The following is a 26,904-nucleotide window of genomic DNA, read 5'->3' as shown; positions in this document are numbered from 1 at the left end:
AGCCGCGCCCTATCCGATCTCCTTCAGCAGCCAGTCGTGGAACGCCTGGGCGGCACCGGACAGGGGCTTGTCATGCAGCTTGATCAGGTAATAGCTGGCCAGGCATTCGATGCTCTCCCGGAACGGGGGGACCAACCATTCCTGCAGGCGGGAGCCTTTCACCAGCTCGTCATTGAGCAGGCAGACCCCGGCCCCTTCCACCGCCATGCCGGCGGCAATGGCGTAGCTGTCCACGAGGAGTCGCGGAGCACTCCCTGCCTCGCCCTGCGGGTGGCGGGCCAGCCAGTCGTTCCAGCCATTGGGCGTGCCCAGGACATCGATCAACGGCAGGCCGAGCAGCCCGGCGCCTCCCCGCAACCGGTCGGCGAGCGTCACCGAGCAGTATGGCCGCAGCTCACGCGAGAGCAGGCGCCGAGCGTGGAATGACGGCCAGTTGCCGGAGCCGTAGCGGATTTCCAGCTCGGCACTGCTGGGTGGCGCGTCGGCCTCCCAGTTCATCCCGAAGAGCCGCAGCGAGATGCCGGGGTAAAGCCCATGAAAGCGCTCCAGCCTCGGCGCCAGCCAGAATTGGGCGAAGGTGTTGTTGATGCTGAGCTCCAGCGTCCCCTGGGCCGCGGAATCGAAGATGCTGTTGATGCCCTGCTCCATGTGCTGGAGCCCTTCGCGAACCACCCCGTGGTAGGCGCGTCCCGCCACGGTCAGCTGGATGGCGCGGGTCTGGCGCTCGAACAGCGACCTGCCCAGCTTGTGCTCGAGCAACTTGATCTGCTGGCTGACCGCCGACTGGCTCATGCTCAGTTCCTGCGCGGCCTTCGAGAAACTCAGGTGCCGGCCTACCGCCTCGAAGGTTCTCAGCCAGTTGAGATGGAGATTCTGCAGTGGCATGGGCTGTCGGGATAGTCTGCTTGGGGCAGCAGCACCTATACCCTGTTCGGGAGGGCGTCACAAGCACGGCGACCAACGTGGGCTCCCGCCCAATCCTCGCTTGCCGTACACCGCATTATCGACAACCTTGGTAGTGTCAGTCCCTGCCGCAGCCAGGGGGGCAACGACTCATCCCCTGGGCCGAGGCACGACCTCGTCACCTCGTCGTTCCACTGCAGGGGGACAGGGAAGCGGTTTGCCGGTAAGGAGCAGGAGGACGTTCGAGCCGCTCGCTCGGGCTACTCGATGTTGCTGGACAGGAGAATAACATGAGTCGCTTGTACTTCTTGACCCCTGACCTGGATACCACCGTCAACATCGCCCATGAACTGAACGGCCTCAAGCTGAAGAAGGATCAGGTTCATGTCACGGGCAGAGACTGGAAGCAACTGCAGGAACAGGGCGTGCACAACGCCACCCTCCGCGAGACCACCGACGTGGTCAATGCCGCCATGCGTGGGCTCAAGTACGGCATCCCGCTGGGGCTCGCACTGGGCGTGATCGCCTACGTCGTCCTCGACAATGCCCTCGAAGGCATCAGCTTCGTCCTGCTCATCCTGGGCATGGCGGTGTTCGGTGGCCTCTTCGGCATCTGGAGCAGCACCATGATCGGCGTGTCGGTCCATGACGTGAAGGTCGACAAGTTCGAGGGCGAGATCGAGAACGGGGCCTTCCTGATGATGGTGGACGTGCCCGCTGATCGGGAAGAGGAGATCTACTCGGCGATCCATCGCCACCATCCGGAAGTGGTCATCGACCAGGTCACCCGCGACGAGCTGAACCACCACTGGGGTACCGGCCGGTGAGCCTCCCCGCCCGGGCCGGCTGGGGCGGGTTCAAGCGCAGCGGCATCGGCCGCGAGCTCGGCCCCTGGGGGCTGTCGGCGCACCTGGAGGTCAAGCACCTGGTCGGCCCGGCCTGACCGAGCCCCCCGGCGCCCCTGCGACGGGAGGCGGCAACCCGCCGTGGGTCGCCGCCTCCTCGTGTCGCGCCGGCATGTCGCCGGCAAACGCCCGTCCGCCTGGGCGGGCTTACTGTTGCTGTTGCTGCAGCTGCTGCTGCATCTGGCGCATCTGCTCCTGCCGGGCTTGCATCTTCCGCTGCAGCTCGTCGCGCTGCTCCGGGGTCAGGGTGGCCTCGAGTCGTGCCTGCATCAGCACGCTCTCGGCGGTCATGTCGCCGGTGAGCTGGCCGAGACGCTGGGCGTCCTGGCGGATGGCGGTCTCGTCGAACTCGGGACCGATGTGCTCCTGCAGCTGCATCTGGACCTCCCGAGCCTCGCCCTGGAGTTCCTGGATACGGCTCTGCGAGTCGCCGAGCAGGGTGACCAGCTCCTGCTGCTGGTCGTCGTCGAGGCCGACCAGTTCATCCAGCTGGCCCACCTGCTCCTCGGCGCTGGGGGCCTGGCCCTGGGGCATCGCCTGCTGGGCGATGGCCGGGGCAGCCAGGGCGAATGTCAGGGCGGAAATGGCAAGGGACTTGAGTGCGGTCATGCGGACTCCATTGCTGTGAAAGGGTCCCACGACCCTAACCCGTATCTGCCCGGTGATGACACCCCTCGATGCCAGAAGGCGACACGCCGCCCAACGGGTCGCCCCGCTCCCGGCAGCCACGCCTCCCCCCGGCGACGTTTGACCTCCCGTATCGCGCTCGGGCATGCTCCCCAAGGGACTGAACCACAACAGGAAAACGACAATGAAGAAAACCTTCTCACGCGGCATGCTGGCACTCTCCGTCTCGCTGGCCCTGGCCACCACCGCCCAGGCCTCCGAGTTCGCCGACATGGACCCGGTCACCCTGCGCCTGGCCCACGTGGTCAACGAGCAGGACGGCTTCCATATCGCCGCGGTCAAGTTCCAGGAACTGGTCGCCGAGCGCACCGAGGGCGCGGTCAGCGTCGACATCTACCCCAACGCCTCCCTGGGCGACGAGCGCACCCTGCTCGAGGGGATGCAGATCGGCACCGTGGACATGGGCGTGATCACCAACGGCCCGGTGGCCAACTTCGTCGAGGAGATGGCGGTCTTCGAACTGCCCTTCCTCTTCCCCTCGCCGGAGGCCGCCTACGCGGTGCTCGACGGCGAGATCGGCCAGGAGCTGCTCGACAAGCTGGCGGACGTCAACCTCAAGGGCCTGGCCTATGCCGAGCGCGGCTTCCGCAACCTGACCAACAGCGAGCGGCCGGTGAACTCGCCGGAGGACATGGACGGCCTGCGCATCCGCGTGATGGAGAACCCGGTCTACGTGGACACCTTCCGCGAGCTGGGCGCCAACGCCATCCCCATGGCCTGGACCGAGGCGCTCACCGCCATGCAGCAGGGCACCATCGACGGCCAGGAGAACCCGGTCAACGTCATCCACTCGTTCAAGCTCAACGAGACCCAGACCTACATGACCCTGTCGCGGCACACCTATGCGCCGGCGATCTTCGTGATGGGCATGCCGGTGTGGAACCAGCTGCCGGACGCGGCCCAGGAGGTGCTGGTGCAGGCCGCCCGGGAAGCCGCCGAGCACGAGCGTCGCGTGAATGCCGAGATGGAGGCCGAGCAGCTGGCCGAGCTGCGCGCCGCCGGCATGGAGATCATCGATGACGCCGACCTCGAGGCCTTCCAGGCCGCCGTGGCACCGGTCTACGAGAAGTACGGCGAGCAGTTCGGCGACTACCTGGAACGCATCCAGGCGGCGCTGCAGTAAGTGCGAGCCCTGCCGCGTTCCCTGCTGGGCCTGCTGCAGCGGTGTGAGCGCGCCATCGACGCCGTCATCCAGCCCGTGGTCTTCGCGGGGATGGCGGCGTTGATCGGCGTCATCACGCTGCAGGTGGTCTCCCGGGTGCTCTTCACCGCCGTGGGCTGGACCGAGGAGGTGGCCCGCTTCCTTCTGGTGTGGATCACCTTCCTCGGCGCCACCCTGGCCTTCCAGCGCGGGCGCCACATCGCGGTGACCTTCGTGGTGGACGCCCTGCCGCTGCGCCTCCAGCAGCTGGCGCGCCTCGCCGCCGTGCTGGTGGCGCTGGGCTTCACGGTGGCGCTGATCGTCATCGGCCATCGCTACATGCAGGTGCAGAGCTTCCAGAAGTCCGCCTCGCTGCGCATCTCGATGACCTGGATCTACGCCGTGATCCCGCTGAGCGGCGCCCTGATGAGCTGGTACGCGCTGGTCGACCTGCTCGAGCTGCTCGTCAAGGGACCGGCGGCCGGTGACCCGGGCAGCGGCACCGCCGAGGAGCCTCCCGCATGACCGGCCTGCTGTTCGTGCTGTTCTTCGTCTTCATGCTGCTGGGGGTGCCCATCGCCCTGGCCATCGGCGCCAGCACCCTGCTGGCCCTCAACGCCCAGGGCGTGCCGCTGATGGTGGTCACCCAGCAGATGTTCCAGGGCATCAACTCCTTCGCCCTGGTGGCGGTGCCCATGTTCATCCTGGCCGGCGACCTGATGGCCCAGGGCAAGGTCAGCGAGAAGCTGGTGGACTTCGCCGACTCGCTGTTCGGCTTCCTCAAGGGCGGGCTGTCGATCGTCTCGGTGGGGGCCGGCATGTTCTTCGCCGCGATCTCCGGCTCGGGGGCGGCCACCACCGCCGCGGTGGGCTCGAGCCTGGTGCCGGAGCTGCGCAAGAAGGGCTACGACCCCGCCTCGGCGGCCAGCCTGATCGCCGCCAGCGGCACCATCGGGGTGGTGATCCCGCCCTCGGTGCCGATGATCATCTATGCGGTGATCGCCCAGCAGTCGGTCTCCAGGCTGTTCCTCAACGGCTTCCTGCCGGGGCTGGCCATGGGGCTGGGCCTGGCCGCCATCGCCATCGTCCAGGCCTACCGGCGCAACTACCCGCGGGGTACCGCCTTCGCGCCGGCCACCATCTGGCGCACCCTGAAGAGCGCCAGCTGGGGCCTGATGACCCCGGTGATCATCCTCGGCGGCATCTTCTCGGGGGTGTTCACGCCCAGCGAGGCGGCGGTGGTGGCGGTCAACTACGCCCTGCTGGTATCGCTGTTCGTCTATCGCGACCTGCGCCTGCCCGACGTCTATCGCATCCTGATCCGCTCGGCGATCACCACCTCGGTGATCATGCTGGTCATCGCCACCTCGGCGGTGCTCAGCTGGACGCTCTCCAGCTGGCAGGTGCCCGGCGCCATCGCCCAGGCGGTGCTGTCGCTCTCCACCAACCCCTACGTGATCATGCTGCTGGTGGTCGCGGTGATCCTGCTCACCGGGGTGTTCATCGAGACGGCCAGCGCCCTGATCATCCTCACCCCGGTGCTGCTGCCGCTGGTGACCCAGCTCGGCATCGACCCGATCCACTTCGGGCTGATCATCGTCGTGGGGCTGGCCATCGGCATGATCACCCCGCCGGTGGCGATCAACCTCTACGTGGCCTCGTCGGTCACCCAGCTGCCCCTCGAGCGCATCACCCGCGCCATCCTGCCCTACCTGCTGGGGTTGATCGCGGTGCTGCTGCTGGTGGTCTACGTGCCGATCCTGGCCGGCTGGTCCGGCTGACCCGGCACGCCTTGACCCACGAACGGCCAGCCAGCAGGCTGGCCCCACCGCCCTGTGCCATGAACATCATGCCCTCGAGGAAAGACCCGTGATTCGATCCCGACACCTCCTGCTGCCCGCCGCCGGCCTGGCCCTCGCCCTGCTGGGCGGCTGCACCACCTACACCTTCCCCGACGGCAGCCGCGAGACCCTGTGGGGCGTGCCCACCGAGGACGAGACCAGGACCCGCGAGGAGCGCCAGGCCGAACCGATCGAGTACCGGGTGCCCGGCGAGATGCCCGAGTAACGGCTGCGGCATCAAGCGCCCTTGCGAAAGACCACGCTGAGGTTGTTGGCGGGCATCTCCACCACGCGCTCGAGTGCCAGCCCCTGGCGCTCGGCCTCGGCCGTCACCGCCTCGAGATCCCGGACGCCCCAGCGCGGATCCCTCGCCCTAAGGTCGGCATCGAAGGCCGCGTTGCCGGGCGCCGTCGGGATCCCCTCGCGCCGGAAGGGCCCGTAGAGATAGAGCACGCCACCTTTCGGCAATCGCGACCCCGCACAGGCCAGCAGTGCTTCGGCGACCTCCCACGGCGCGATATGCAGCAGGTTGATCGCCACCATGGCGTCACAGGAGCCGCCCGGGCAGAGAACCGTCACATCCAGCGCCATGGGCTCGTGGAGGTTGGCCAGGCCCGAATGCTCTCGCCACGCCGAGATCGAGCGACGTGCATGCGCATTCGGGTCGCTGGGCTGCCACTGCCAGCCCGGCATGGCGGCGGCACAATGCACGGCATGCTCGCCGCTGCCGCTGGCCACCTCCAGCACATGGGCCTTCTCCGGCAACACCTGCTGCAGTACCTCGAGGATCGGCTGGCGATTGCGCGCCGTGGCGGGGCTCTTCAGGCGAGGGTCATTCATGGCATCACTCGACATCATCGGAAACGGGGGCAGACCTGCCGCCGGCAGGGACGGGCCGGAAAGTGGCGGTAGCCCCGCCGGCGGGCTAGCCTGATTGTCGTCGATCCTGTCGCGATCCACCACGCATTGCGGACATGGCAGACGACGGGGCCGACCGACTCCAGCAACCTTTCCGTCAAGGGAGGTAGCAGTCATGACGGCACACATACCTGACGTTTCATCGGCCAGGGGCCCGAGCCTGGCCGGCCTGGCGGCACTGGCGCTGGCTCTCGGCGCCAGCGCCGCCGTCGCACAGCCTCCGTCGATCACCCTGGGCCAGATCGCCCCCTTCACGGGCGCAGGCGCCGAGTTCGGCGAGTACTACCGCGACGGGGCGGCGCTCGGCGTCCAGCACATCAACGCCGCGACCGAGGAGGCGCTCGGCGGCGCCATCATCGGCAACCATGTCGCCGAGGACAGTGCCACCCTGCCGAGCCCCGCCATCGAGGCGGCCCGCGGCCTGGTCGAGGTGCACGGCGTACCGGCGATCATCGGCGGCTGGTCCAGCGGCGTGACGGTCGCCGTGGCGACCTCCGTGACCATTCCGTCGGAGGTCCTGCAGGTCTCCAATGGCTCGACATCGCCGCTGATCTCCGTGCTCCCGGAAGACCGCGACGCCGACCTGCTGTTCCGCACCACGGCGTCCGACGCCCTCCAGGGGGTCGTCGCCGCACAGCTCGCCGCCGGCGAGATCATCGACGACTACCGGTTCGACAGCGCCTCGACCCTCTTCATCAACAACCCCTACGGCCAGGGCCTGTCGAATGCCTTCGCCCGTTCGTTCCAGCTCCGCGGCGGGGTGGTCCACGCCCAGGTCCCGCACCCTGAGGAGGTCCAGCCGACCTATACCTCCCAGCTCGCCTCCGCGCTGCAGGACGAACCGGACATGCTGTTCGCGGCGAGCTATCCGGCACATACCGCGACCTTCCTCTCCGAGGCGCGCGACCTCTTCGACCCGGTGGCCTGGCAGTTCGTCGACGGTAACCGTTCCGATGACGTCGTCGAGGCGCTCGGTGCCGATACCGTCGAGGGCGTGATCGGCACCGCACCGGGGCAGGACCCCAGCATTCCGGGCTTCCAGCAATTCTCCGAGCAGTTCATGGCGGAGTTCGGACACGATCGCATCCCGCCGTTCACCGAGTCGGCGTACGACGCGGCGATCGTCATCGGCCTGGCCGCGGTGAAGGCCTACGCGGATGGCCACGAGGCGGCCGAGGAGATCACCGGCACCGTGCTCCGCGACCGCCTGCGTGAGGTGGCCAACCCGCCGGGGCACACCATCATGGCCGGGGACATCGACAGCATCGTCGCGGGCATCGAGGCGATCATGGCCGGCGAGGACGTCCAGTACAGCGGCGCGGCCGGGCCGGTGGACTTCGACGACAACGGCGACGTGCTGACGCCCATCGCCATCTGGCAGTTCCAGAACGGCGCCAGCGAGACCCTCGAGATCCGCTCCCCGGAGGACATTCCGGAAGAGTAGGCGCCAAGCCCGGCGGAGCCCTCATCGAGGGCTCCGCTTCCCTGGCGGGCCGGCACTCCAGGATGCCCGCCGGCAAGTGTCAGCGACCGTTCCCGCGCAGGTGGTTGGACACCCGCATCTCCTCCGGCAGCAGGCCCTGGGGCCGGAACAGCACCACCGCGGCCAGCAGCAGCGACACCAGCAACCAGCGGATGTACTGGGCACGGCCGGGCAGATCGTCGTGAATGAGGGCCAGCACCGGCGCCAGGGCGTTGGCCAGGAAGGCCGTGCCGGCCCACACGCCCCACACCAGGATGGCCCCCAGGATGGCGCCGCGGTGGTTCCCGCTGCCACCGAGCATGAGCATGATCCACACCAGGAAGGTGCCGAACAGCGCGTGGAAGTGGCTGTAGTCGATGGCCACGGTGTAGTGCGCGTAGAGCGCCCCGGCGATCCCCATGACCACGGCACCGACCACGAAGGCCTGGACCCGGGCGAAGGTGACGTTCTTGCCGTTCATGGCCGCCGACGACTCCTCGTCGCGCACCGCCCGCAGCATGCGCCCCCAGGGGGAGCGGCAGGTGCGTTCGAGCACCAGGTAGATCAGCGCCAGGAAGCCCGCCACGACCATCAGGTAGAAGGCGGTGTAGTCCCGCGTGCCTAGGGGCTCGACGAGCCACAGCAGCGGCTCCGGGAGCCAGTCGCAGGGACGGGACTCGAAGAGGCAACGGCCCGGCTGCGGGATGCCGCGCAGCGGCTGGGGCCCGTTGGCGAGCCAGCGCTCGTTCTGGAAGATGAGGCGAATGATCTCCGCCACGCCGATGGTGGCGATGGCGAGGAAGTCCAGGCGCAGGCGCAGCACGGGGACGGCGACGACGAAGGCCACCAGCCCCGACACCACCGCCGCCGCGAGGACCCCGACGAGAAACGGCATCTGCAGCCCGAACAGCACCTGGGTGTACTGGGCCGCCAGGCCGGTGGGGGCCTCGATGGTGAACAGCGCCGAGGTGAAGGCGCCCACCGCGAAGAAGCCCGCCACGCCGAAGTTCAGGTGCCCCGTGTAGCCCCACTGGGTATTCAGGCCCAGGCTGAGAATCGCATAGAGGCTCGCCATGGTCAGGAAACCGATGAAGTAGGAGAGATAGCCGGACGGCACGCTGGCCGCGATCCCCAGGCCGGCGACGAGACCCAGCAGGATGCCGCCCGGCACCCGCCACCGCGCCCCGGGCGGCAGCAGGATCGGCAGGATGCACGCCAGGGCGACCCCCAGCATCAGGCCCTTGAGGAAGATCAACTGGGACATGGCGGATCACCCCTCCGTGCGGCCGAGCAGCCCCTGGGGGCGGATGAGCAGCGTCAGCACCATGAGCACGAACGCCACCGCGGGGCCGTAGGTCGGATCGAGAAACGAGGTCGACACCTGGTGGGCAATGCCGATGATCAGCGCCGCGATCAACGCGCCGTAGGGATTGCCGATCCCCCCCATGATGGTGGCCGCGAACATCGGCAACAGCAGCCAGAAGCCCATCTCGGGCCGCAGTTGCGAGCTCAGGCCGTACATGATGCCGCCGGCGGCGGCGAGACCGCCCCCGAGCATCCAGGTCCAGCCGATGACGCGCTCGGTATTGATGCCGCGGATCTGGGCGAGGTGGGGATTGTCGGCGGTGGCGCGCATCGCCTTGCCCATGCGGGTCCATTCGAGCAGGACGTAGACGGCGGCGACCAGGCCGAAAGCGAGCACGAGGATGAACAGCTGGTCCGCGCGCACGCGCATGCCGAAGGGCAGGTAGAGGGCCGGATTGGCCCGCCCGGGATAGTAGAAGTGGAAATCGGGCCCCCAGACGAGATAGATCATGCTGCGCACGAAGAAGGCCATCGCCAGCGAGGCCATGGCGAAGAGCACCAGGTGGGCGCCGGTGTTGCGCAGCCGCCGATACACCACGCGATCGATCGCGACCGCGACCACCCCGACCACCGGCATGGCCACGACCAGGGCCACGAGGAACTCGTAGCCGAAGGAGAGCGGGCGCAGCGCCTCGCCCTGGGGCAGCAGGGGCACCACCGTGTACGCCACATAGGCGCCCAGGGTGACCAGGGCCCCGTGGGAGAAGTTGGGAAACTTCAGGACGCCGTAGACCAGCGACAGGCCGATGCTGCCCAGGGCGATGATACCGCCGAGCATCAGCCCCCAGGCCGTGAGCGCCAGCAGACGCTGTGCGCCGGCCCCCGCGATCAGGCCGGCGACGTACATGGCGATCAGGATCACCACCAGGGTGCCGACCAGGAAGCCGCGGGTGCGGATGTAGGCACGCATGCGTTCGCCATGTCGGCGTCGGTCGGCGGGCACCCCCTGCCCTGTCTTGCGGGTGTCGGATACGGCCATCGATCATCCCCCCAGGTAGAGGCGCGCCACGTCCGGGTCGGCGAGCAGTGCCTGGCCCGTGCCGTCGTAGCGGTTCTCGCCGTTCGCCAGCACATAGCCGCGATTCGCCATCTCGAGGGACTTCCTGGCGTTCTGCTCGACCATCAGCACGGCCAGGCCGGCGGCATTGATGCGGCGAATGTTGTCGAAGATCTCGTCCACCAGCTTGGGCGACAGGCCGGCCGACGGCTCGTCCAGCAGCAGCAGGTCCGGATCCAGCATCAGCGCGCTCCCCATGGCCACCATCTGGCGTTCGCCGCCGGACATCTTGCCCGCTCGCTGTCGCCGGCGCTCGCGCAGCCTGGGGAAGAGTTCGTAGACCCGCTCGCGGCGCTCCGGGATCTGCCGTTCGTCGAGCAGGTAGCCCCCCATGTCGAGGTTCTCCTCCACCGTCAGGGCGACGAAGACATTGGCGACCTGGGGCACGTAGCAGAGGCCGAGGGTGACGATCTCGTGGGGCTTGCGACCGTGGATCGGCTCGTCCCGGTAGGTGATGGTGCCCGACTTCGGACGCAGCAGTCCGAAGATGGTCTTCATCAGCGTCGACTTGCCCGCCCCGTTCGGCCCGATCAGCGAGACGATCTCGCCGGCCTCCACCTCCAGGTCGACATCGTGGAGGATCTCCATCTCGCCGTAGCCGGCGGTGACCCCTTCAGCCTTCAGCAGCGGCATACTGGCCTCCGAGATAGGCTTCCAGGACGCGGGCATCACGGCGCACCGTCTCGGGCGGGCCTTCCATCAGGTAGCGGCCCTCGCTCATCACGATCACCGGATCGCACAGGCTCATCACCAGGTCCATGTCGTGCTCGATGATCAGGAAGGTGATGCCGCGCTCGCGGTTGAGGCGCTCGATGTTCTCCTTGAGTCGCCCCATCAGGGTCGGGTTGACGCCTGCCCCTGGCTCGTCGAGCAGCACCAGCTTGGGATTCGCCATCAGGGTTCGCGCCAGCTCGAGCAGCTTCTTCTGCCCACCGGAGAGGTTGCGGGCATACTCCTGGGCCAGGTGGGAGAGATCCAGGAAGGCCAGCACCTCCTCGGCGTGTTGCCGGTGTGCCGCTTCCTGCTCACGCACCCGGCCGGGCCGCAGCAGGTTGGCGAAGAAGCCCTCGCCCGCCTGCCCCCTGGGCACCAGCATCAGGTTCTCGAGCACCGACAGGCTGGCGTGCTCCCGGGGGATCTGGAAGGTACGGCACAGCCCACGGGCGAAGATCCGGTGCGGCGGCAGGCCGGTGATGTCCTCGCCATCGAGGTAGACGCGCCCGGCGCGGGGTTCGTAGTAGCCGGCCACGACATTGAACAGCGTTGTCTTGCCGGCACCGTTGGGGCCGATCAGGCCGGTGATGCTCCCCTGCCCCACCGTCAGCGACGCCGCATCCAGGGCGCGCAGCCCACCGAAGTCCATGACGAGGTTGCTGACCTCCAGCAGGGGAGTCGTCGCGGCGAGGTCAGCGATTGCATCCGAAGGGGGCGTAGCCATCCGCAGCAGCTCCGGTGAGGGTCGGAATGAATCTGCACGGGCCTGGTGACATGCATTGACGTTAGCAAAGCCCCGGGGGGGTGTCGAACCAGGACGACGGCCACCCCGTCGCGCCCGGCGCCCGCGACACCGGGCATCAATCGGCGGAATGCCGCGTGCCTGGTGGACGCGAGGCGGGTAGACTAGACGTATATACATTCACTCGCGGCGAAAGGACTCAGCGCAGACCATGGGCAGCTCCCCCCCGCTCTACCTGCAGATTCAGCAGCACCTGCTGGAGAAGATCCAGTGCGGCGACTGGCCGGCCCATCACCAGATTCCACCCGAGGAGCAGCTGGCGCGGGACTTCGGCGTCAGCCGCATGACCGCCAACAAGGCGATCCGCGACCTGGTGCAACAGGGCTACCTGACGCGTCAGCCGGGGCTCGGCACCTTCGTCACCGACCGCAAGGCCGAGTCGTCGCTGGTGGAGGTCCACAACATCGCCGAGGAGGTGCGCAGCCGCGGGCACGACTACAGCAACGTCGTGCTGCGCAGCGAGGCCATGGCGGCCGACGACGAGGTCGCCCTGCGCCTCGGCGTGCGCCTCGGCACCCGGGTCTTCCACACGCTGATCGTGCACCGCGAGGACGGCGTGCCGATCCAGCTCGAGGATCGCTACGTCAACCCGCGCTGGGTGCCGGAGTACCTCGACACCGACTTCTCCCTCCTTACCCCCAACGAGGTGCTGGTGGCGGCCTGCCCGATCACCGATATCGAGCACGTGGTCGAGGCCGTCCTGGTCGACGCCGCCACCGCCCGGCACCTGGAGACCGACGTCGCTCGCCCCTGCCTGAGCATGATCCGCCGCACCTGGTCCGGCGAGAGCCTGGTCAGCTACGCCCGGCTGATCCACCCCGGCGAGCGCTACAAGCTGCGCTCCTCGGTGCATCGACAGTCATCCTGATCGGGCGAGGCCGGGAATGCCCCGGCCTCGCCGCGGGTCGATCGTCACCGCTCAGCCACCGCCCAGGGCCTGGGCCAGGTATCCCGCCGGCACCGCGAGCAGCAGGCTCAGCGCCACGCGAAGGAACCAGATCACCACGATGCGCCCCACCGACAGCGGAATGCTGGTGGAGAGGATGCAGGGGATCGAGGCAGAGAAGAACAGCACCGCGGAGACCGACACCACCCCGGCGGCGAAGCGCGCCACGAAGTCGGCATCGCCCATCAGCAGTGCCGGGAGGAACATCTCGGCGAGGCCCGAGGCGGACGCCTGGGCCAGCGCCGCGGCATCCTCCAGGCCCCAGATCGCCACGAAGGGATAGAAGAACCAGCCCAGCCATTCGAACAGCGGGGTGTACTTGGCAATCACCAGACCCGCGAGCCCCACCGACATGATCGACGGCAGGATGCTGATCGCCATCACCAGCCCCTCGCGCACGTTGAGTGCCACGCTCCCGGCCAGGCTGGGCGCCTTCTCGGCGACACCCAGACCGGTGTACCAGGCGGTGGCGAGCCGCTTGCCGGGCACCGACACGGGTTCGCCGTCGGTCTTGTCATCGTCCATGCGCGACAGCGGCGGCAGCCGCACGGTGATCGCGGTGACGATGAAGGTGATCGCGAGCGTCAGCCAGAAGTAGAGGTTCCACACGCTCATCAGCTCCAGGGTGCGCGCCACGATGATCATGAAGGTGGCCGACACCGTGGAGAAGCCGGTGGCGATGATCGCCGCCTCCCGCGCCGAGTACTGCCCCGCCTGGTAGACCCGGTTGGTGATCAGCAGGCCGATGGAGTAGCTGCCAACGAACGACGCCACGGCATCGATGGCGCTGCGCCCCGGGGTACGCCAGATCGGCCGCATCACCGGCTGCACCAGCACGCCGATCAGTTCCAGCAGGCCGTAGCTGATCAGCAGCGCCAGGAAGACCGCCCCGATCGGCACGATCAGCCCCACCGGGATCACCAGCTTGTCGAACAGGAAGGGCAGCATGTCCGGCTCGTGGAGGAAGGCCGGGCCCCAGCCGGTCAGCGCCATCACCGCCGCCACCACCCCGGCGATCTTGAGCAGCGTGAAGATGCGCTCGGTGAGGCTGCGCCGCCAGTACCCCTTGATCAAGGGGTAGGCGGCCCCGGCCACGATCAGCGCCAGGGCATAGAAGCCGCTGAGATCCCCCAGCAGGGAGCGTGCCCCGGTGACCAGGTGGTCGAGCAGGATGGTGGTGCGTTCACCGAGGGTGAGCGGCACGAAGAAGATCAAGATCCCCAGCGCACTGGGCACGAACAGCTTGAGAATCGTGGTGAGTGATGGGCGGCGGGTGATGTCCGTCGCCTGCTCCTGGTTTGCCATGGGGGAGTTCCTCCCTCTCGTTGTGATGTGGAGTGGTGATGGGCCTGAGCGCCTCGATATGTATATACATTAACGCGTCACACGACGCCAACCCCGATGCCCCCACCTGGCCTATACTTTAGTAGCAAGCAGGCATTCCCCATGCTCGGCAAATCGCCGACAATATTAAATTTAATAGATTAATTTCAGATGATTGGGAATCTCTTGCGAGACAGGGGACGACCGGGCTTCAAGGGCGTCAGCCCTAGGCACCCGACACAGGGTTGACGCCGTCCCCGTCATCCACTAAATGTATATACAAATACGTGACACCCCCAGGAGGCCCCGATGGCAGGCAACCCGAAGACACCCCGACTGTGGCGCGACGTCATCCTCTTCGACGGGCTCGACACCCGCCCCGAGCCCATGGCGGTCATCGTCACGGGCGAACGCATTTCCCACGTGCTGCCCATGGCCGAACTGGACGACGGTCTGGCCGACGGGTGCGAGGAGATGGGACACGGCGGGGTGATCACCCCGGGCCTGGTGGACTGCCACACCCACCTGGTGTTCGGCGGCTCCCGCGCCGACGAGTTCGAACAGCGGCTGGAAGGCGTGAGTTACGAGGAGATCGCCCGCCGCGGCGGCGGCATCCTCAGCACCGTGCAGGCCACCCGCGCGGCCAGCGAAGACGAGCTGTTCGACGCCGCCCGGCCGCGCCTCGAGGCGTTGATGGCCGATGGCGTCACCAGCGTGGAGATCAAGTCCGGCTACGGGCTCAGCGTCGCCGACGAGCTCAAGATGCTGCGGGTGGCGCGGCGCCTGGGCGAGGCGCTGCCGGTACGAGTGGTGACCACCCTGCTCGGCGCCCACGCCCTGCCCCCGGAGTTCAAGGATGACAGCGACGCCTATATCGAGCTGGTCTGCCGGGAGATGATTCCCGCGGCGGCCGAGCAGGGCCTGGCCGATGCCGTGGACGTCTTCTGCGAGACGATCGCCTTCTCGGTGGCCCAGTGCGAGCGGGTCTTCGCGGCGGCCGAGGCCCATGGCCTGCCGGTCAAGGCCCACGCCGAGCAGCTCTCCAACCTCGGGGGCAGCGCCATGGCGGCGCGTCACGGCGCGCTCTCGGCGGACCATGTCGAATACCTGGACGAGGCCGGGGTGGCCGCGCTGCGCGAGGCCGGCAGCGTCGCCGTGCTGCTGCCCGGGGCCTTCCACACCCTGCGCGAGACACGGCTGCCGCCCATCGCGGCGCTGCGCGAGGCCGGGGTGCCCATGGCGGTGGCCACCGACGCCAATCCCGGCAGCTCGCCGATCTTCAACCCGACGCTGATGCTCAACTTCGCCTGCACCCTGTTCCGGCTCACCCCCCGCGAGGCCCTGGCCGGCATGACCGCGCAGGGCGCCCGCGCCCTGGGGCTTCGTGAGCAGGGCGGCGGTGGGCCTGGCCGCATCGCCGCAGGCGCCCCGGCGGACCTCTGCTGGTGGGATATCGAGTCCCCCGCTGCGCTCGCCTATGCGGTGCAGCCCGGCCGCCTGCGTCAGCGCATCTTCAATGGGGAGGTGACCCATGACACTGCACATGCTTGACCCCATCGACATGTCGCCCTGGGCCGGCCGGGAGGACCCGGAGCCCGACAGCCTGCGCTGGCACCAGGTCGTCGAGCCGCTGACGGTGGACAGCCCCGTCGGCGTGGCGCTGCTCGGCTTCGCCTGCGACGCCGGCGTGGCGCGTAACCAGGGCCGCCTCGGCGCCGCCGCCGGTCCACGTGCCATCCGCAAGGCGCTGGCGCCCCTGGCCTGGCACCGGCAGTCGCCGGTCCATGACGCCGGCGACGTGGTCTGCCACGGACACGGCCGCGACGACGGCATGGAAACCGCCCAGGGCCGCCTCGCCGAGTGCCTCGCCACCCTGCTGGCCGCGGGCCATCGGCCCGTCGTGCTGGGCGGCGGCCATGAGGTGGCCTTCGGCAGCTGGTCGGGGCTCGCTCGTCATCTGGAGGCAGGCAGCGACGAGGCACCGACGATCGGGATCATCAACTTCGATGCCCATTTCGACCTGCGCGACCCGGCTCACGTGCGCTCCTCCGGCACCCCCTTCGCCCAGATCGCCGACGACTGCCGTGCCCGTGGCTGGCCGTTCCGCTACGCCTGCCTGGGGGTGAGCCGCGCCGCCAACACCCGGGCGCTGTTCGCCCGCGCCGCCGAGCTCGACGTGATGGTCCGCGAGGACCACGAGATCACCCCGACCAGCCTGCCGGTCATCGGCGACGAGCTGGAGGCCTTCATCGGCGAGTGCGACCACCTCTACCTGACCATCGACCTGGACGTTCTGCCCGTCGGCGAGGCCCCGGGCGTCAGCGCGCCGGCCGCCCGCGGCGTGTCGCTCGCCCTGCTCGAGCCCCTGCTCGAGGCGGTGCGCGACAGCGGCAAGCTGCGCCTGGCCGACCTCGCCGAGCTCAACCCCAGCTTCGATATCGACCACCGCACCGCCCGGGCGGCAGCGCGCCTGATCCACCGGCTGACGCTCGAGCCCTGACACCGAACGCGCCCCCCTCACCACCCACACGAGAAGAGAGCATCATGACCCAACACCCCTCCATCGACCGCGACCCCCGCCACGACCCGTCACGTCGCATCGCCGCCCCCACCGGCCCCGAACGCAGCTGCAGGAGCTGGCTGACCGAGGCGCCGCTGCGCATGCTGATGAACAACCTCCACCCGGACGTGGCCGAGCGCCCCGAGGACCTGGTGGTCTATGGCGGCATCGGCCGCGCCGCCCGTGACTGGCAGTGCTACGACACCATCGTCGAGACCCTGCAGCGCCTGGAGGACACCCAGACCCTGCTGGTCCAGTCCGGCAAGCCGGTGGGGGTCTTCGAGACCCACAGGGACGCCCCCCGGGTGCTGATCGCCAACTCCAACCTGGTGCCGGCCTGGGCCAACTGGGAGCACTTCAACGAGCTGGATAAGAAAGGCCTGATGATGTACGGCCAGATGACCGCCGGCTCGTGGATCTACATCGGCTCCCAGGGCATCGTCCAGGGCACCTACGAGACCTTCGTCGAGGCCGGCCGCCAGCACCATGACGGTAACCTCGAGGGCCGCTGGATCCTCACCGCCGGCCTGGGTGGCATGGGTGGCGCCCAGCCCCTGGCCGCCAGCCTGGCCGGCGCCTGCTCGCTCAACATCGAGTGCCAGCAATCGCGCCTCGACTTCCGCCTGCGCACCCGCTACCTGGACGAGCAGGCCGAGGACCTGGATGACGCCCTCGCGCGCCTCGAGCGCTACACCGCCGAGGGCAAGGCGGTCTCCATCGGCCTGTGCGCCAATGCCGCCGATGTGCTGCCCGAGCTGGTCAAGCGTGGCATCAAGCCGGACATGGTCACCGACCAGACCAGCGCCCACGACCCCCTCCACGGCTACCTGCCGTCCGGCTGGACCTGGGACGAGTACGTGGAACGCGGCCAACGCGAGCCGGAGGCCACCATCAAGGCCGCCAAGCGCTCCATGGCGGTGCATGTCCAGGCCATGCTCGACTTCCAGGCGATGGGCGTGCCGACCTTCGACTACGGCAACAACATCCGCCAGATGGCCCTGGAAGAGGGCGTCACCAACGCCTTCGACTTCCCCGGCTTCGTCCCGGCCTATATCCGCCCGCTGTTCTGCCAGGGCATCGGCCCCTTCCGCTGGGCGGCGCTCTCCGGCGACCCGGAGGACATCTACAGGACCGACCAGAAGGTCAAGGAGCTGATCCCCGACGACCCGCACCTGCACAACTGGCTCGACATGGCCCGTGAGCGGATCTCGTTCCAGGGGCTGCCGGCGCGCATCTGCTGGGTGGGCCTCAAGGACCGCGCGCGCCTCGGCCAGGCCTTCAACGAGATGGTCGCCAGCGGCGAGCTCAAGGCGCCGGTGGTCATCGGCCGCGATCACCTCGACTCCGGCTCGGTGGCGAGCCCCAACCGCGAGACCGAGGCGATGCAGGACGGCTCCGATGCCGTCTCCGACTGGCCGCTGCTCAACGCCCTGCTCAACACCGCCGGCGGCGCCACCTGGGTGTCGCTGCACCACGGCGGCGGCGTGGGCATGGGCTACTCCCAGCACGCCGGGGTGGTGATCGTCGCCGACGGCAGCGATGACGCCCACGCCCGTCTGGGCCGGGTGCTGCGCAACGACCCGGGCACCGGCGTGATGCGCCACGCCGACGCCGGCTACGAGATCGCCAAGCAGTGCGCCCGCGAGAACGGACTCGACCTGCCGATGCTCGATAGGTAAGAGCCCTTCACCGCGACATGGCAACGCATCCCGACTTGGCGAGGAGCGCCGGGGGCAGGCCGAAGAGGAGGTCCGATTCCAGGGAAGGAATCGGTAGCGCCCAGGGAGGGGTTCACAGCGCCTCCTCGCAGGCCTGCCCCCGGAACAGCTCCGATCCAGCGAGGTGCTGTAACAAGCCCTAGAGGCAGACAGGAATCCCCTTATGACCCATCTCGAGATCCAACCCGGCACGATGACCCTGGCCCAGGCGCGCCGTGTCTACGAGGCCCCTATCCAAGTCAGCCTGCCGGCCAGCGCCGACGATGCCATCCAGCGCGGCGTCGACTGCGTCAACCGGGTGGTCGCCGAGGACCGCACCGTCTACGGCATCAACACCGGTTTCGGCCTGCTGGCCCAGACCCGCATCGACCATGAACACCTGGAAGACCTGCAGCGCTCCCTGGTGCTCTCCCATGCCACCGGCGTCGGCGAGCCCATGGAGGACGCCCTGGTGCGCCTGATCATGGTGCTCAAGGTCAACAGCCTGGCCCGCGGCTTCTCCGGCATTCGCCGCGAAGTGCTCGATGCGCTGGTCGCCCTGATCAACGCCGAGGTCTACCCGCATATCCCCCTCAAGGGCTCGGTGGGCGCCTCCGGCGACCTGGCGCCCCTGGCCCATATGAGCGTGGTGCTGCTCGGCGAGGGCAAGGCCCGCCATCGGGGCGAATGGCTTCCTGCCCGCCAGGCGCTGGAGATCGCCGGCCTGGCCCCCCTGTCGCTGGCGCCCAAGGAGGGCCTGGCACTGCTCAACGGCACCCAGGTCTCCACCGCCTACGCCCTGCGCGGCCTGTTCGAGGCCGAGGACCTCCATGCCGCCGCCACGGTATGCGGCTCGCTCACCGTGGAGGCGACGCTCAGCTCCCGCGCGCCCTTCGACCCGCGCATCCACGCGGCGCGGGGGCAGCAGGGCCAGATCGACGCGGCCGCGGCCTACCGCCACCTGCTGGGCAGCCGCAGCGCCATCAGCGACTCCCATGTCGACTGCGACAAGGTACAGGACCCCTACTCCCTGCGCTGCCAGCCCCAGGTGATGGGCGCCGCCCTGACCCAGATCCGCCAGGCCGCCGAGGTACTGGCCGTGGAGGTCAATGCCGTCTCGGACAACCCCCTGGTGTTTGCCGACGAGGGCGACATCATCTCGGGCGGCAACTTCCATGCCGAGCCCGTCGCAATGGCGGCGGACAACCTGGCGCTGGCCATCGCCGAGATCGGCTCGCTCACCGAGCGGCGCGTCTCGCTGATGATGGACACCCACATGTCGCAGCTGCCGCCCTTCCTGGTGGAGAACGGCGGGGTCAACTCCGGCTTCATGATCGCGCAGGTGACAGCCGCCGCCCTGGCCAGCGAGAACAAGGCCCTGGCCCACCCGCACAGCGTCGACAGCCTGCCCACCTCGGCCAACCAGGAGGATCACGTCTCCATGGCCCCGGCCGCCGGCAAGCGGCTGTGGGAGATGACCGCCAACGTGCGGGGGATACTGGCCATCGAGTGGCTGGCCGCCTGCCAGGGGCTGGATTTCCGTACCGACGAGAACGGCCAGCGCCGCCGGTCCACCGAGGCGCTGGAACAGGCGCGCGGTGCTCTTCGCCAACGCGTCGACCACTACGACCGCGACCGCTTCTTCGCCCCGGACATCGAGGCGGCCACCGAACTGCTCGCCACCCGCACCTTGAGCCCGCTGGTGCCCGCCGGTATTCTCCCGAGCCTTCACTGACGCGGCCCCGCTGCCACATCCGCCCCTCGGCCGGGCGCCGGGGGGCGGTCATCGCCTTCAATCCAACGACAAGAGCCTGTTCCATGAATGCCATCGTACTGGCCATCCTGGTGATGGTCGGCCTGAGTCTGGCCCGGGTTTCCGTGGTCTTCGCGCTGATCGTCGCCAGCCTGGTGGGCGGCCTCCATGCCGGCATGCCGCTCGGGGATATCCTCGACGCCTTCAATGACGGCCTGGGCAACGGCGCCACCATTGCCCTCTCCTACGCGGTGCTGGGCGCCTTCGCCGTGGCCCTCTCCCGCTCCGGCATCACCGAGCTGATGGCCAACCGGGCGATCCGCCGCTTCCACCTGGACGAGGCGGGCGGCAGCCGCCGCACCGTCGCCTATACCCTGCTGGCCGCCCTGCTCGCCGCCGCGGTGAGCTCCCAGAACCTGATCCCGGTGCATATCGCCTTCATCCCGGTACTGGTGCCGCCGCTGCTCAAGCTGATGAATCACCTGCAGCTCGACCGGCGCCTGGCGGCCTGCGTGATCACCTTCGGCATCACCGCCCCCTACATGCTGCTGCCGGTGGGCTTCGGCGCGATCTTCCTCAACGACATCCTGCTGGCCAACCTCAACGAGAGCGGCGCCGCCCTGGGCTTGGAGGTGACCCGCCAGATGGTGCCCATGGCCATGGTGATCCCCATCGGCGGCATGGCCCTGGGACTGGCCGTCGCCGTGCTGTGGAGCTACCGCAGGCCTCGCCGCTACGAGGATCGCGACCTGGCCCACGGCGACGAGACGCCGGCCGAGGCGGCGACGCACCTGGCGCCCTGGCAGCTCGGCGTGCTGGCCGTGGCCCTGGGCGGCACCGTGGCCATCCAGCTGCTCTCCGGTTCCATGGTGCTGGGTGGCATCTTCGGCTTCGCCCTGCTCTCGATGAGCGGCGTCTTCCGCTGGCACGAGCAGGACGGCATCTTCACCGAGGGCATGCGCATGATGGCCCTGGTCGGCTTCATCATGATCTCGGCGGCGGGCTTCGCCGGCGTGATGCAGGCCAGCGGCGAGGTCGAGGGACTGGTGGCGGGCTCCGCCGAGCTGATCGGCGACAACAAGGGGCTCGCGGCCCTGGTGATGCTGCTGGTGGGGCTGTTCATCACCATGGGCATCGGCTCGTCGTTCTCGACGATCCCGATCATCGCCTCCCTCTACGTGCCCCTGGCGCTGGGCTTCGGCTTCTCGCCCCTGGCCACCGTGGCCCTGGTGGGCACCGCCGCGGCCCTGGGCGACGCCGGCTCGCCGGCCTCGGACTCGACCCTGGGCCCCACCGCCGGCCTCAACGCCGACGGCCAGCACGACCATATCTGGGACTCGGTCGTCCCCACCTTCCTGCACTACAACATCCCGCTGGTCGCCTTCGGCTGGCTCGCCGCCATGATCCTCTAGGGAGCGCTCCCCCGGGGGCAAGATCGTCGCTCGCCTGGCCATCGGCGCCTGCCGGTGGCCAGGCCCCACACGCCTCTTCCCGGCCTTGATCGGGATCACTGCAGTGCAGCATGTCGTGTGCTACACCTGTACACTTGGCATCGGTTACAGCGACGTCCCATGCCGGAGGTATCCAGGATGCCCGAGCAGAACCCGAACGAACGCCCCAGCTGGCATGCCCTGTCGGTCAAGGAGGCACTGACACGACTCGATGCCACGCCGCAGGGACTGGACCGTGACGAGGCAGGGTCCCGCCTGGCCAGGCATGGCCCGAACCAGCTCGAGCAGGCAAGGGGCAGGCCCTGGTGGAGGCGGCTGCTCGAGCAGTTCAACAACATCCTGATGCTGATCCTGCTCGCGGCGTCCGTGGCCAGCCTCGGCCTCGGCCATCATCTGGACGCCGCGGCCATCCTCGGCGTGGTGCTGATCATTGCGCTGATCGGATTCTTCCAGGAGGGCAAGGCCGAGCAGGCGCTCGAGAGCATACGCAACATGCTGTCGCCCCGCGCCCAGGTCCTCCGCGACGGCCGGCGGGGCGTGATTCCCGCCGCCGAGCTGGTGCCCGGGGACATCGTCATGGTCGAGAGCGGTGACCGGGTCCCCGCCGACCTGCGCCTGATCGAGGCCAGGCGACTGCGCACCGAGGAGGCGGCCCTCACCGGCGAGTCCACCCCCGTCGACAAGGGCACCGAGGCGGTGAACTCCGATGCCGACCTCGGCGACCGCTCCAGCATGGCCTACGCCAGCACCATCGTGGTCCAGGGCAATGCCCTGGGCCTGGTGGTGGAGACCGGCAGTCACAGCGAGATCGGCCGCATCTCGGAGATGCTGCGCGGCGTGGAGACCCTCAAGACCCCCCTGCTGCAGCAGTTGGACCGTGCGGGGCGGGTACTGGCCGTGTTCATCCTCGGCGCCGCCCTGCTCACCGGCCTGTTCGGCGTGCTGGTGCACGGCCAGCCCGTGGGCGAGATGTTCATGGCCGGGGTGGGCCTGGCGGTCGCCGCCATTCCCGAGGGCCTGCCGGCCATCGTCACCATCGGCCTGGCACTCGGCGTGCAGGCCATGGCCAGGCGCAACGCCATCATCCGCCGCCTGCCGGCGGTCGAGACCCTCGGCTCGATCTCCACCATCTTCTCCGACAAGACCGGCACCCTGACCCGCAACGAGATGACCGCCCAGGCGATCTGGCTCCCCTCGGGCGAGGTCCGTATCGACGGCGTGGGGTTCGCACCGGAAGGCGACTTCCATGAGGTCGAGGATGGCGAGGCCCGCGAAGAGGCGCTGGATCTCGACGACCACCATGCGCTGCGCCACTTCCTCAAGGTCGGCGTCCTGTGCAACGACGCCGAACTCGAGGAGGAGAACGGCCGCTGGCGTATCCACGGCGACCCCACCGAGGGCGCCCTGGTGGTGGCCGCCGCCAAGGCGGGGCTGACCACCGCCAGGCTGCGCGGCGACCATGACCGCCAGGACGCCATTCCCTTCGAGTCCGAGCGCAAGTACATGGCCACCCTCCATGCGGTGGACGGCGAGCAGTACCTGCTGGTCAAGGGGGCGCCCGACCGTCTGCTGGAGATGTGCCACCGGCAGCGGACCAATGGCGACGAGGAAGCGCTCGATCCGGAGCTGTGGGAGGAACGCATCCATGCCCTCTCCTCCCGCGGCCTCAGGGTGCTGGCCCTGGCCGAGAAATCCGTGCGGGACGTCCATGAGCTGGCCGACGAGCACGCCGAGGAGGAGCTGGTGCTGCTGGGCCTGGTCGGCCTGCTCGACCCGCCCCGCGAGGAGGCGATCAAGGCGGTCAAGCAGTGCCTGCAGGCCGGCATCCGCCCGGTGATGGTCACCGGCGACCATGCCGTGACGGCACGCGCCATCGCCGAGCAACTCGGTTTCGCGCACACCGACCGCGCCCTGACCGGCCGCGATGTCGAGGCCATGTCCGACGCCGAGCTCGAGGAGATCATCCTCGACGTGGATGTCTTCGCCCGGGCGGCGCCCGAACACAAGCTGCGCCTGGTCAAGGCCATGCAGGCCCGGGGGGGCATCTGTGCCATGACCGGGGATGGCGTCAACGACGGCCCGGCGCTCAAGCGCGCCGATGTCGGCGTGGCCATGGGCATCCAGGGCACCGAGGCCGCCAAGGAGGCCGCCGAGATGGTGCTCGCCGACGACAACTTCGCCACCATCGCCGCGGCCATCGAGGAGGGCCGCAAGGTCTACGACAACATCCGCAAGACCATCACCTTCATCCTGCCCACCAACGGTGGCCAGGGGCTGGCCATCATGCTCGCCGTGCTGGGCGGCACCCTGCTGCCGGTCACCCCGCTCCAGGCCTTGTGGGTCAACATGGTGGTGGCGGTGACCCTGGGCCTGGCACTGGCCTTCGAGGATGCCGAGCCCGACATCATGCAGCGCCAGCCCCGCGACCCCGGCGCCGCCCTGCTCGACCTCTTCCTGCTGTGGCGGGTGGTGTTCGTCTCGGTACTGCTGCTGGTCGGCGTCTTCGCCATGTTCGCCTGGATCCTGCTCTACCAGCAGGGCAGCGAGGCCCTGGCCCGGGCCGGCGCGGTGAACATGCTGGTGATGGGCAGCGCCGCCTACCTGATCAACAGCCGCTTCCTGATCCACCGCTCGCTCTCCATGCGGGGCATCTTCGGCAGCCGCCCGGTGTGGATCGCCATCGGCCTGGTGGTGATGCTGCAGCTGGCCTGGACCTACCTGCCCTTCATGCAACTGATCTTCGGCAGCGCCGCCCTGGACGCCGGCCACTGGCTGGTCATCCTCGCCGGCAGCATGGCGATCTTCCTGGTCGTGGAACTCGAGAAGTGGGTACTGCGCCGCCGGCAGGCCGCGGGGGGCGGCCCCTCATCCACAACCCAGCACCACAAGGAGCACGCGGCGCTGCGCTGATCACAAGCGCCGCCTGGTGCGGGCGGTGGCCTCGGCGGTCAGCGGGTCTTCCGGCCAGGGGTGCCTGGGGTAGCGGCCGCGCATCTCCTTGCGCACCTCCGGGTAGCCGTTGGCCCAGAAGCTCGCCAGGTCGGCGGTGACCTGCAGCGGGCGGCGCGCCGGCGAGAGCAGGTGCAGCAGTACCGCCTCGCGGCCGTCGGCCACCCGCGGCGAGGCCTGCCAGCCGAAGCACTCCTGCAGCTTCACCGCCAGCACCGGCGGCTTGCCCTCCAGGCAGGGCGCATAGTCCACCCGGTGGCGGGCGCCGCTGGGCACCGGTAGCCGCTCCGGGGCCAGGGCATCGAGCCGCGAGCGCAGCGCCCAGTCGAGGGTGTCGAGCAGCAGGCGCGCCAGGGGCAGGCGCTCCACCGCCTCCAGCCGGGTGATGCCATCGAGGTGCGGGCCCAGCCACGCCTCCAGGGACGCCAGCAGCGCCTCTTCGGCCCCATCGGGCCATTCCTCATCCCCTTCTGAGCCCAACGTCCGGCGCAGCAGCGCCAGCCGACCCCGTAGCTGGATCAGGGCCTCGTCCCGCGGCAGGCCGCGGCGGCGCAGCGCCTCGAGCAGGGCCGCCCTGACCGCCTCCGCCGGCAGCTTGGCCAGCGGCTTTCGCTCCAGCACCACCGCCCCCAGGCCGCGCACCTGCTCGCCAATAAGGCGCCCCTGTTCATCCGACCACTCCAGGCTGGCCCGCCACTCGCCGCACTCGGGATAGAGCACCTCCAGCCGGTCGCGGCCCAGTGCCACGGCACGGAAGATGCGCGCCCCGCTGGCCTGGCCATCCAGTTCCACCGCCACCAGCAGCTCGGCATGGGCCAGGGGGTGATCCTCGGGCAGGGTCGCCAGTCCCCCGCCGGCCAGCCGAAAGCGGCCCGGCTCGAGCCGCTGCGCCACCCGTTCCGGATAGGCCAGCGCCAGCAGCTCCCCCAGCGGCGCCAGGCTCGCGACCCCGAGCTTCACCCCGGCGATGCGGGCCAGCCGCCCGGCGTCCCGCTGCCACTGGCGATCCGCCCGGGGTTCGCGCAGCCGCGCCTGCAGCGCCCGCTCCAGGTCGCGCTCGTCATCCAGGCCGCGCCCCTCCAGCAGCGCCACCAGGGCACAGGCCAGGGGCAGCGCGTCGAGCGCCCGGGCGCGCTCCAGCATCGCCGCCAGGCGCGGGTGGGTGGGCCAGCGCCCCGCGGCCCGACCCAGCTCGGTGAGGTGGTTCCCGGCATCCAGCAACCCCAGGCGCCCGAGCAGCTCCCGACCGGCGGCCAGCGCCGCCGCGGGGGGCGGGGTGACCCAGGCGAGGCTGGCCGGATCGGCCACGCCCCAGCGGGCCAGCTCGAAGGCGAGCGGGGCGAGGTCGGCCTGGCGGATCTCCGGCTCGCCATGGGGGATGAGCGGCTGCTCCTCGGCCCACAGCCGCAGGCACAGGCCCGGGCCCTGGCGCCCGGCACGACCGCGGCGCTGGTCGGCGCTGGCACGGTTGACGCGGCGGGTGGTCAGGCGGGTCAGGCCGCTTCGCGGCTGGAACACCGGTACCCGCTCGAGGCCGGCGTCCATGACCAGGCGCACCCCGTCCACGGTGACGCTGGATTCGGCGATGGCGGTGGCGAGCACCACCCGTCGACGGCCCTCCGGATCGGGGCGCAGGGCCCGGCGCTGGGCGTCGAGGGGCAGGCGACCGTGCAGCTCCATCACGGCAATCCCCGGCGCCCGGCCGGCGAGTTCCCGGGCCAGGCGGCGGATCTCCGCCACCCCGGGCAGCAGCACCAGGGCGTCCCCCTCCTGCCCTTCCATCGCCTGGAGCAGCGCCCGGGCCTGCTGGGGGGCGGTGTCCTCGCGGGCGTTGAGGGCGCGGTAGCGGGTCGCCACGGGAAAGGTGCGCCCCGGGCAGTCGATCACCGGGGTGTCGTCCCCCAGCACGCCGAGCAGGGCGTCGACGTCCAGGGTCGCCGACATCACCAGCAGGCGCAGGTCGTCGCGCACCGACTGGGTATCCAGGGCCAGCGCCAGGCCGAGGTCCGCCTCCAGGCTACGCTCGTGGAACTCGTCGAAGAGGATGCCGGCCACCCCCTCCAGCAGCGGGTCCTCCTGGAGCATGCGGGTGAGCACCCCCTGGGTGACCACCTCGAGGCGCGTGGCGGGCCCCGTCCGGCTCTCGCCACGCATTCGGTAGCCGACGGTCTCGCCGACCTTCTCTCCCAGGCTCTCGGCCATGAAACCGGCGGCGAGCCGTGCCGCCACTCGCCGCGGCTCCAGCAGCAGCAGCCTGCCCTCGGCGGCCCAGGGCGCCTCGAGCAGCGCCAGGGGCACCCGGGTGGTCTTGCCGGCGCCGGGCTCGGCCACCAGCAGCGCCCGGGGGTGTGCCGCCAGGGCCGCCTGGATGGCATCGAGCCGCGCCTCGATGGGCAGCGCCGCCGTCATCGAACTGTCATCATTATTCAT

General features: G+C 69.5%; 22 protein-coding genes. 13 read left to right on the top strand and 9 right to left on the bottom strand.

Annotated elements, in window-relative coordinates; all coding sequences use genetic code 11:
• Positions 1 to 9: 9 nt before the first annotated feature.
• Entirely contained in the window at positions 10 to 885 is an 876-nt protein-coding gene (locus tag ACOMD9_RS07150) for a LysR family transcriptional regulator (RefSeq protein WP_421413151.1), read from the bottom strand.
• A gap of 308 nt (positions 886 to 1,193) precedes the next feature.
• Here ACOMD9_RS07150 and ACOMD9_RS07145 point away from each other — a divergent pair, with 308 nt between their 5' ends.
• Positions 1,194 to 1,730, top strand: coding sequence for a DUF1269 domain-containing protein (locus tag ACOMD9_RS07145; RefSeq protein ID WP_421413149.1), 537 nt, complete (start codon positions 1,194 to 1,196; stop codon positions 1,728 to 1,730).
• A gap of 225 nt (positions 1,731 to 1,955) precedes the next feature.
• Here the strand turns inward: ACOMD9_RS07145 and ACOMD9_RS07140 are convergent, their stop codons facing one another.
• A complete protein-coding gene (locus ACOMD9_RS07140; protein WP_421413146.1) occupies positions 1,956 to 2,417 on the bottom strand; it encodes a Spy/CpxP family protein refolding chaperone in 462 nt (153 codons plus the stop codon).
• A 202-nt stretch (positions 2,418 to 2,619) separates the two neighbouring features.
• Between ACOMD9_RS07140 and ACOMD9_RS07135 the strand changes: the two genes are divergently transcribed.
• The 4 genes from ACOMD9_RS07135 to ACOMD9_RS07120 all read left to right on the top strand — a co-directional run bounded on the left by ACOMD9_RS07135 (position 2,620) and on the right by ACOMD9_RS07120 (position 5,703).
• Positions 2,620 to 3,618 carry a TRAP transporter substrate-binding protein gene (locus ACOMD9_RS07135; protein WP_421413143.1) on the top strand — a complete coding sequence of 333 codons (999 nt, stop codon included), beginning with the start codon at positions 2,620 to 2,622 and terminating at the stop codon, positions 3,616 to 3,618.
• A complete protein-coding gene (locus tag ACOMD9_RS07130) occupies positions 3,619 to 4,161 on the top strand; it encodes a TRAP transporter small permease (protein WP_421413141.1) in 543 nt (180 codons plus the stop codon).
• The gene (locus ACOMD9_RS07125) at positions 4,158 to 5,417 is read left to right on the top strand and encodes a TRAP transporter large permease (RefSeq protein WP_421413138.1); all 1,260 of its coding nucleotides are present in this window, start codon (positions 4,158 to 4,160) and stop codon (positions 5,415 to 5,417) included. The genes ACOMD9_RS07130 and ACOMD9_RS07125 overlap by 4 nt, the downstream gene beginning before the upstream one ends.
• A gap of 88 nt (positions 5,418 to 5,505) precedes the next feature.
• Positions 5,506 to 5,703 (top strand): hypothetical protein, encoded by a 198-nt coding sequence (locus ACOMD9_RS07120; protein WP_421413136.1) that lies wholly within the window; start codon positions 5,506 to 5,508, stop codon positions 5,701 to 5,703.
• A gap of 11 nt (positions 5,704 to 5,714) precedes the next feature.
• Here the strand turns inward: ACOMD9_RS07120 and ACOMD9_RS07115 are convergent, their stop codons facing one another.
• Positions 5,715 to 6,317: a DUF938 domain-containing protein gene (locus ACOMD9_RS07115; protein WP_421413134.1), complete on the bottom strand. Its 603-nt coding sequence runs from the start codon at positions 6,315 to 6,317 to the stop codon at positions 5,715 to 5,717.
• A gap of 193 nt (positions 6,318 to 6,510) precedes the next feature.
• Here ACOMD9_RS07115 and ACOMD9_RS07110 point away from each other — a divergent pair, with 193 nt between their 5' ends.
• On the top strand, positions 6,511 to 7,839 hold the full coding sequence (locus ACOMD9_RS07110) for an ABC transporter substrate-binding protein (RefSeq protein ID WP_421413132.1): 1,329 nt from the start codon (positions 6,511 to 6,513) through the stop codon (positions 7,837 to 7,839).
• Between the two features lie 79 nt (positions 7,840 to 7,918).
• Here ACOMD9_RS07110 and ACOMD9_RS07105 read toward each other — a convergent pair whose 3' ends face one another.
• From ACOMD9_RS07105 to ACOMD9_RS07090, 4 genes are read right to left on the bottom strand one after another with little or no spacing between them, the layout of a single operon-like run.
• Positions 7,919 to 9,121: a branched-chain amino acid ABC transporter permease gene (locus ACOMD9_RS07105; RefSeq protein WP_421413129.1), complete on the bottom strand. Its 1,203-nt coding sequence runs from the start codon at positions 9,119 to 9,121 to the stop codon at positions 7,919 to 7,921.
• Positions 9,122 to 9,127: 6 nt separating this feature from the next.
• Positions 9,128 to 10,201, bottom strand: a complete 1,074-nt coding sequence (locus ACOMD9_RS07100) for a branched-chain amino acid ABC transporter permease (protein WP_421413126.1) — start codon at positions 10,199 to 10,201, stop codon at positions 9,128 to 9,130.
• Between the two features lie 3 nt (positions 10,202 to 10,204).
• Positions 10,205 to 10,912 (bottom strand): ABC transporter ATP-binding protein, encoded by a 708-nt coding sequence (locus tag ACOMD9_RS07095; RefSeq protein ID WP_421413124.1) that lies wholly within the window; start codon positions 10,910 to 10,912, stop codon positions 10,205 to 10,207.
• Positions 10,893 to 11,717, bottom strand: a complete 825-nt coding sequence (locus tag ACOMD9_RS07090) for an ABC transporter ATP-binding protein (RefSeq protein WP_421413121.1) — start codon at positions 11,715 to 11,717, stop codon at positions 10,893 to 10,895. Before ACOMD9_RS07090 ends, ACOMD9_RS07095 begins: the two co-directional genes overlap by 20 nt.
• A gap of 229 nt (positions 11,718 to 11,946) precedes the next feature.
• Here ACOMD9_RS07090 and hutC point away from each other — a divergent pair, with 229 nt between their 5' ends.
• The gene (gene hutC / locus ACOMD9_RS07085; RefSeq protein ID WP_421413119.1) at positions 11,947 to 12,663 is read left to right on the top strand and encodes a histidine utilization repressor; all 717 of its coding nucleotides are present in this window, start codon (positions 11,947 to 11,949) and stop codon (positions 12,661 to 12,663) included.
• A 51-nt stretch (positions 12,664 to 12,714) separates the two neighbouring features.
• On the opposite strand, the gene ACOMD9_RS07080 is transcribed toward hutC, so the two are convergent.
• The gene (locus ACOMD9_RS07080; RefSeq protein WP_421413117.1) at positions 12,715 to 14,046 is read right to left on the bottom strand and encodes a YjiH family protein; all 1,332 of its coding nucleotides are present in this window, start codon (positions 14,044 to 14,046) and stop codon (positions 12,715 to 12,717) included.
• Positions 14,047 to 14,373: 327 nt separating this feature from the next.
• Here ACOMD9_RS07080 and hutI point away from each other — a divergent pair, with 327 nt between their 5' ends.
• The 6 genes from hutI to ACOMD9_RS07050 all read left to right on the top strand — a co-directional run bounded on the left by hutI (position 14,374) and on the right by ACOMD9_RS07050 (position 24,435).
• Positions 14,374 to 15,615, top strand: coding sequence for an imidazolonepropionase (gene hutI, locus ACOMD9_RS07075; protein WP_421413114.1), 1,242 nt, complete (start codon positions 14,374 to 14,376; stop codon positions 15,613 to 15,615).
• Positions 15,596 to 16,564 carry a formimidoylglutamase gene (hutG, locus tag ACOMD9_RS07070; RefSeq protein WP_421413111.1) on the top strand — a complete coding sequence of 323 codons (969 nt, stop codon included), beginning with the start codon at positions 15,596 to 15,598 and terminating at the stop codon, positions 16,562 to 16,564. Before hutI ends, hutG begins: the two co-directional genes overlap by 20 nt.
• A 44-nt stretch (positions 16,565 to 16,608) precedes the next feature.
• Positions 16,609 to 18,303 (top strand): urocanate hydratase, encoded by a 1,695-nt coding sequence (gene hutU, locus ACOMD9_RS07065; protein WP_421413109.1) that lies wholly within the window; start codon positions 16,609 to 16,611, stop codon positions 18,301 to 18,303.
• Between the two features lie 202 nt (positions 18,304 to 18,505).
• Complete coding sequence (gene hutH, locus ACOMD9_RS07060; protein WP_421413107.1) at positions 18,506 to 20,056, top strand: histidine ammonia-lyase; 1,551 nt, start codon at positions 18,506 to 18,508, stop codon at positions 20,054 to 20,056.
• A gap of 83 nt (positions 20,057 to 20,139) precedes the next feature.
• The gene (locus ACOMD9_RS07055) at positions 20,140 to 21,486 is read left to right on the top strand and encodes a Na+/H+ antiporter family protein (protein ID WP_421413104.1); all 1,347 of its coding nucleotides are present in this window, start codon (positions 20,140 to 20,142) and stop codon (positions 21,484 to 21,486) included.
• Between the two features lie 177 nt (positions 21,487 to 21,663).
• Entirely contained in the window at positions 21,664 to 24,435 is a 2,772-nt protein-coding gene (locus tag ACOMD9_RS07050; RefSeq protein WP_421413101.1) for a cation-translocating P-type ATPase, read from the top strand.
• Here ACOMD9_RS07050 and hrpB read toward each other — a convergent pair whose 3' ends face one another.
• A complete protein-coding gene (gene hrpB / locus ACOMD9_RS07045) occupies positions 24,436 to 26,904 on the bottom strand; it encodes an ATP-dependent helicase HrpB (protein WP_421413098.1) in 2,469 nt (822 codons plus the stop codon).

This window comes from Halomonas terrestris (assembly GCF_049166755.1).
Taxonomy (GTDB): Bacteria; Pseudomonadota; Gammaproteobacteria; order Pseudomonadales; family Halomonadaceae; genus Halomonas.
This window is presented reverse-complemented; position numbering and strand designations above follow the sequence as displayed.

Excerpts from the sequence above, each read along its gene's own strand:
- ACOMD9_RS07150 (WP_421413151.1), bottom strand. The coding sequence starts at position 885 with ATGCCACTGCAGAATCTCCATCTCAACTGGCTGAGAACCTTCGAGGCG.
- ACOMD9_RS07145 (WP_421413149.1), top strand. The coding sequence starts at position 1,194 with ATGAGTCGCTTGTACTTCTTGACCCCTGACCTGGATACCACCGTCAAC.
- ACOMD9_RS07140 (WP_421413146.1), bottom strand. The coding sequence starts at position 2,417 with ATGACCGCACTCAAGTCCCTTGCCATTTCCGCCCTGACATTCGCCCTG.
- ACOMD9_RS07135 (WP_421413143.1), top strand. The coding sequence starts at position 2,620 with ATGAAGAAAACCTTCTCACGCGGCATGCTGGCACTCTCCGTCTCGCTG.
- ACOMD9_RS07125 (WP_421413138.1), top strand. The coding sequence starts at position 4,158 with ATGACCGGCCTGCTGTTCGTGCTGTTCTTCGTCTTCATGCTGCTGGGG.
- ACOMD9_RS07115 (WP_421413134.1), bottom strand. The coding sequence starts at position 6,317 with ATGAATGACCCTCGCCTGAAGAGCCCCGCCACGGCGCGCAATCGCCAG.
- ACOMD9_RS07110 (WP_421413132.1), top strand. The coding sequence starts at position 6,511 with ATGACGGCACACATACCTGACGTTTCATCGGCCAGGGGCCCGAGCCTG.
- ACOMD9_RS07105 (WP_421413129.1), bottom strand. The coding sequence starts at position 9,121 with ATGTCCCAGTTGATCTTCCTCAAGGGCCTGATGCTGGGGGTCGCCCTG.
- ACOMD9_RS07100 (WP_421413126.1), bottom strand. The coding sequence starts at position 10,201 with ATGGCCGTATCCGACACCCGCAAGACAGGGCAGGGGGTGCCCGCCGAC.
- ACOMD9_RS07095 (WP_421413124.1), bottom strand. The coding sequence starts at position 10,912 with ATGCCGCTGCTGAAGGCTGAAGGGGTCACCGCCGGCTACGGCGAGATG.
- ACOMD9_RS07090 (WP_421413121.1), bottom strand. The coding sequence starts at position 11,717 with ATGGCTACGCCCCCTTCGGATGCAATCGCTGACCTCGCCGCGACGACT.
- hutC (WP_421413119.1), top strand. The coding sequence starts at position 11,947 with ATGGGCAGCTCCCCCCCGCTCTACCTGCAGATTCAGCAGCACCTGCTG.
- ACOMD9_RS07080 (WP_421413117.1), bottom strand. The coding sequence starts at position 14,046 with ATGGCAAACCAGGAGCAGGCGACGGACATCACCCGCCGCCCATCACTC.
- hutI (WP_421413114.1), top strand. The coding sequence starts at position 14,374 with ATGGCAGGCAACCCGAAGACACCCCGACTGTGGCGCGACGTCATCCTC.
- hutG (WP_421413111.1), top strand. The coding sequence starts at position 15,596 with ATGACACTGCACATGCTTGACCCCATCGACATGTCGCCCTGGGCCGGC.
- hutU (WP_421413109.1), top strand. The coding sequence starts at position 16,609 with ATGACCCAACACCCCTCCATCGACCGCGACCCCCGCCACGACCCGTCA.
- hutH (WP_421413107.1), top strand. The coding sequence starts at position 18,506 with ATGACCCATCTCGAGATCCAACCCGGCACGATGACCCTGGCCCAGGCG.
- ACOMD9_RS07055 (WP_421413104.1), top strand. The coding sequence starts at position 20,140 with ATGAATGCCATCGTACTGGCCATCCTGGTGATGGTCGGCCTGAGTCTG.
- ACOMD9_RS07050 (WP_421413101.1), top strand. The coding sequence starts at position 21,664 with ATGCCCGAGCAGAACCCGAACGAACGCCCCAGCTGGCATGCCCTGTCG.
- hrpB (WP_421413098.1), bottom strand. The coding sequence starts at position 26,904 with ATGAATAATGATGACAGTTCGATGACGGCGGCGCTGCCCATCGAGGCG.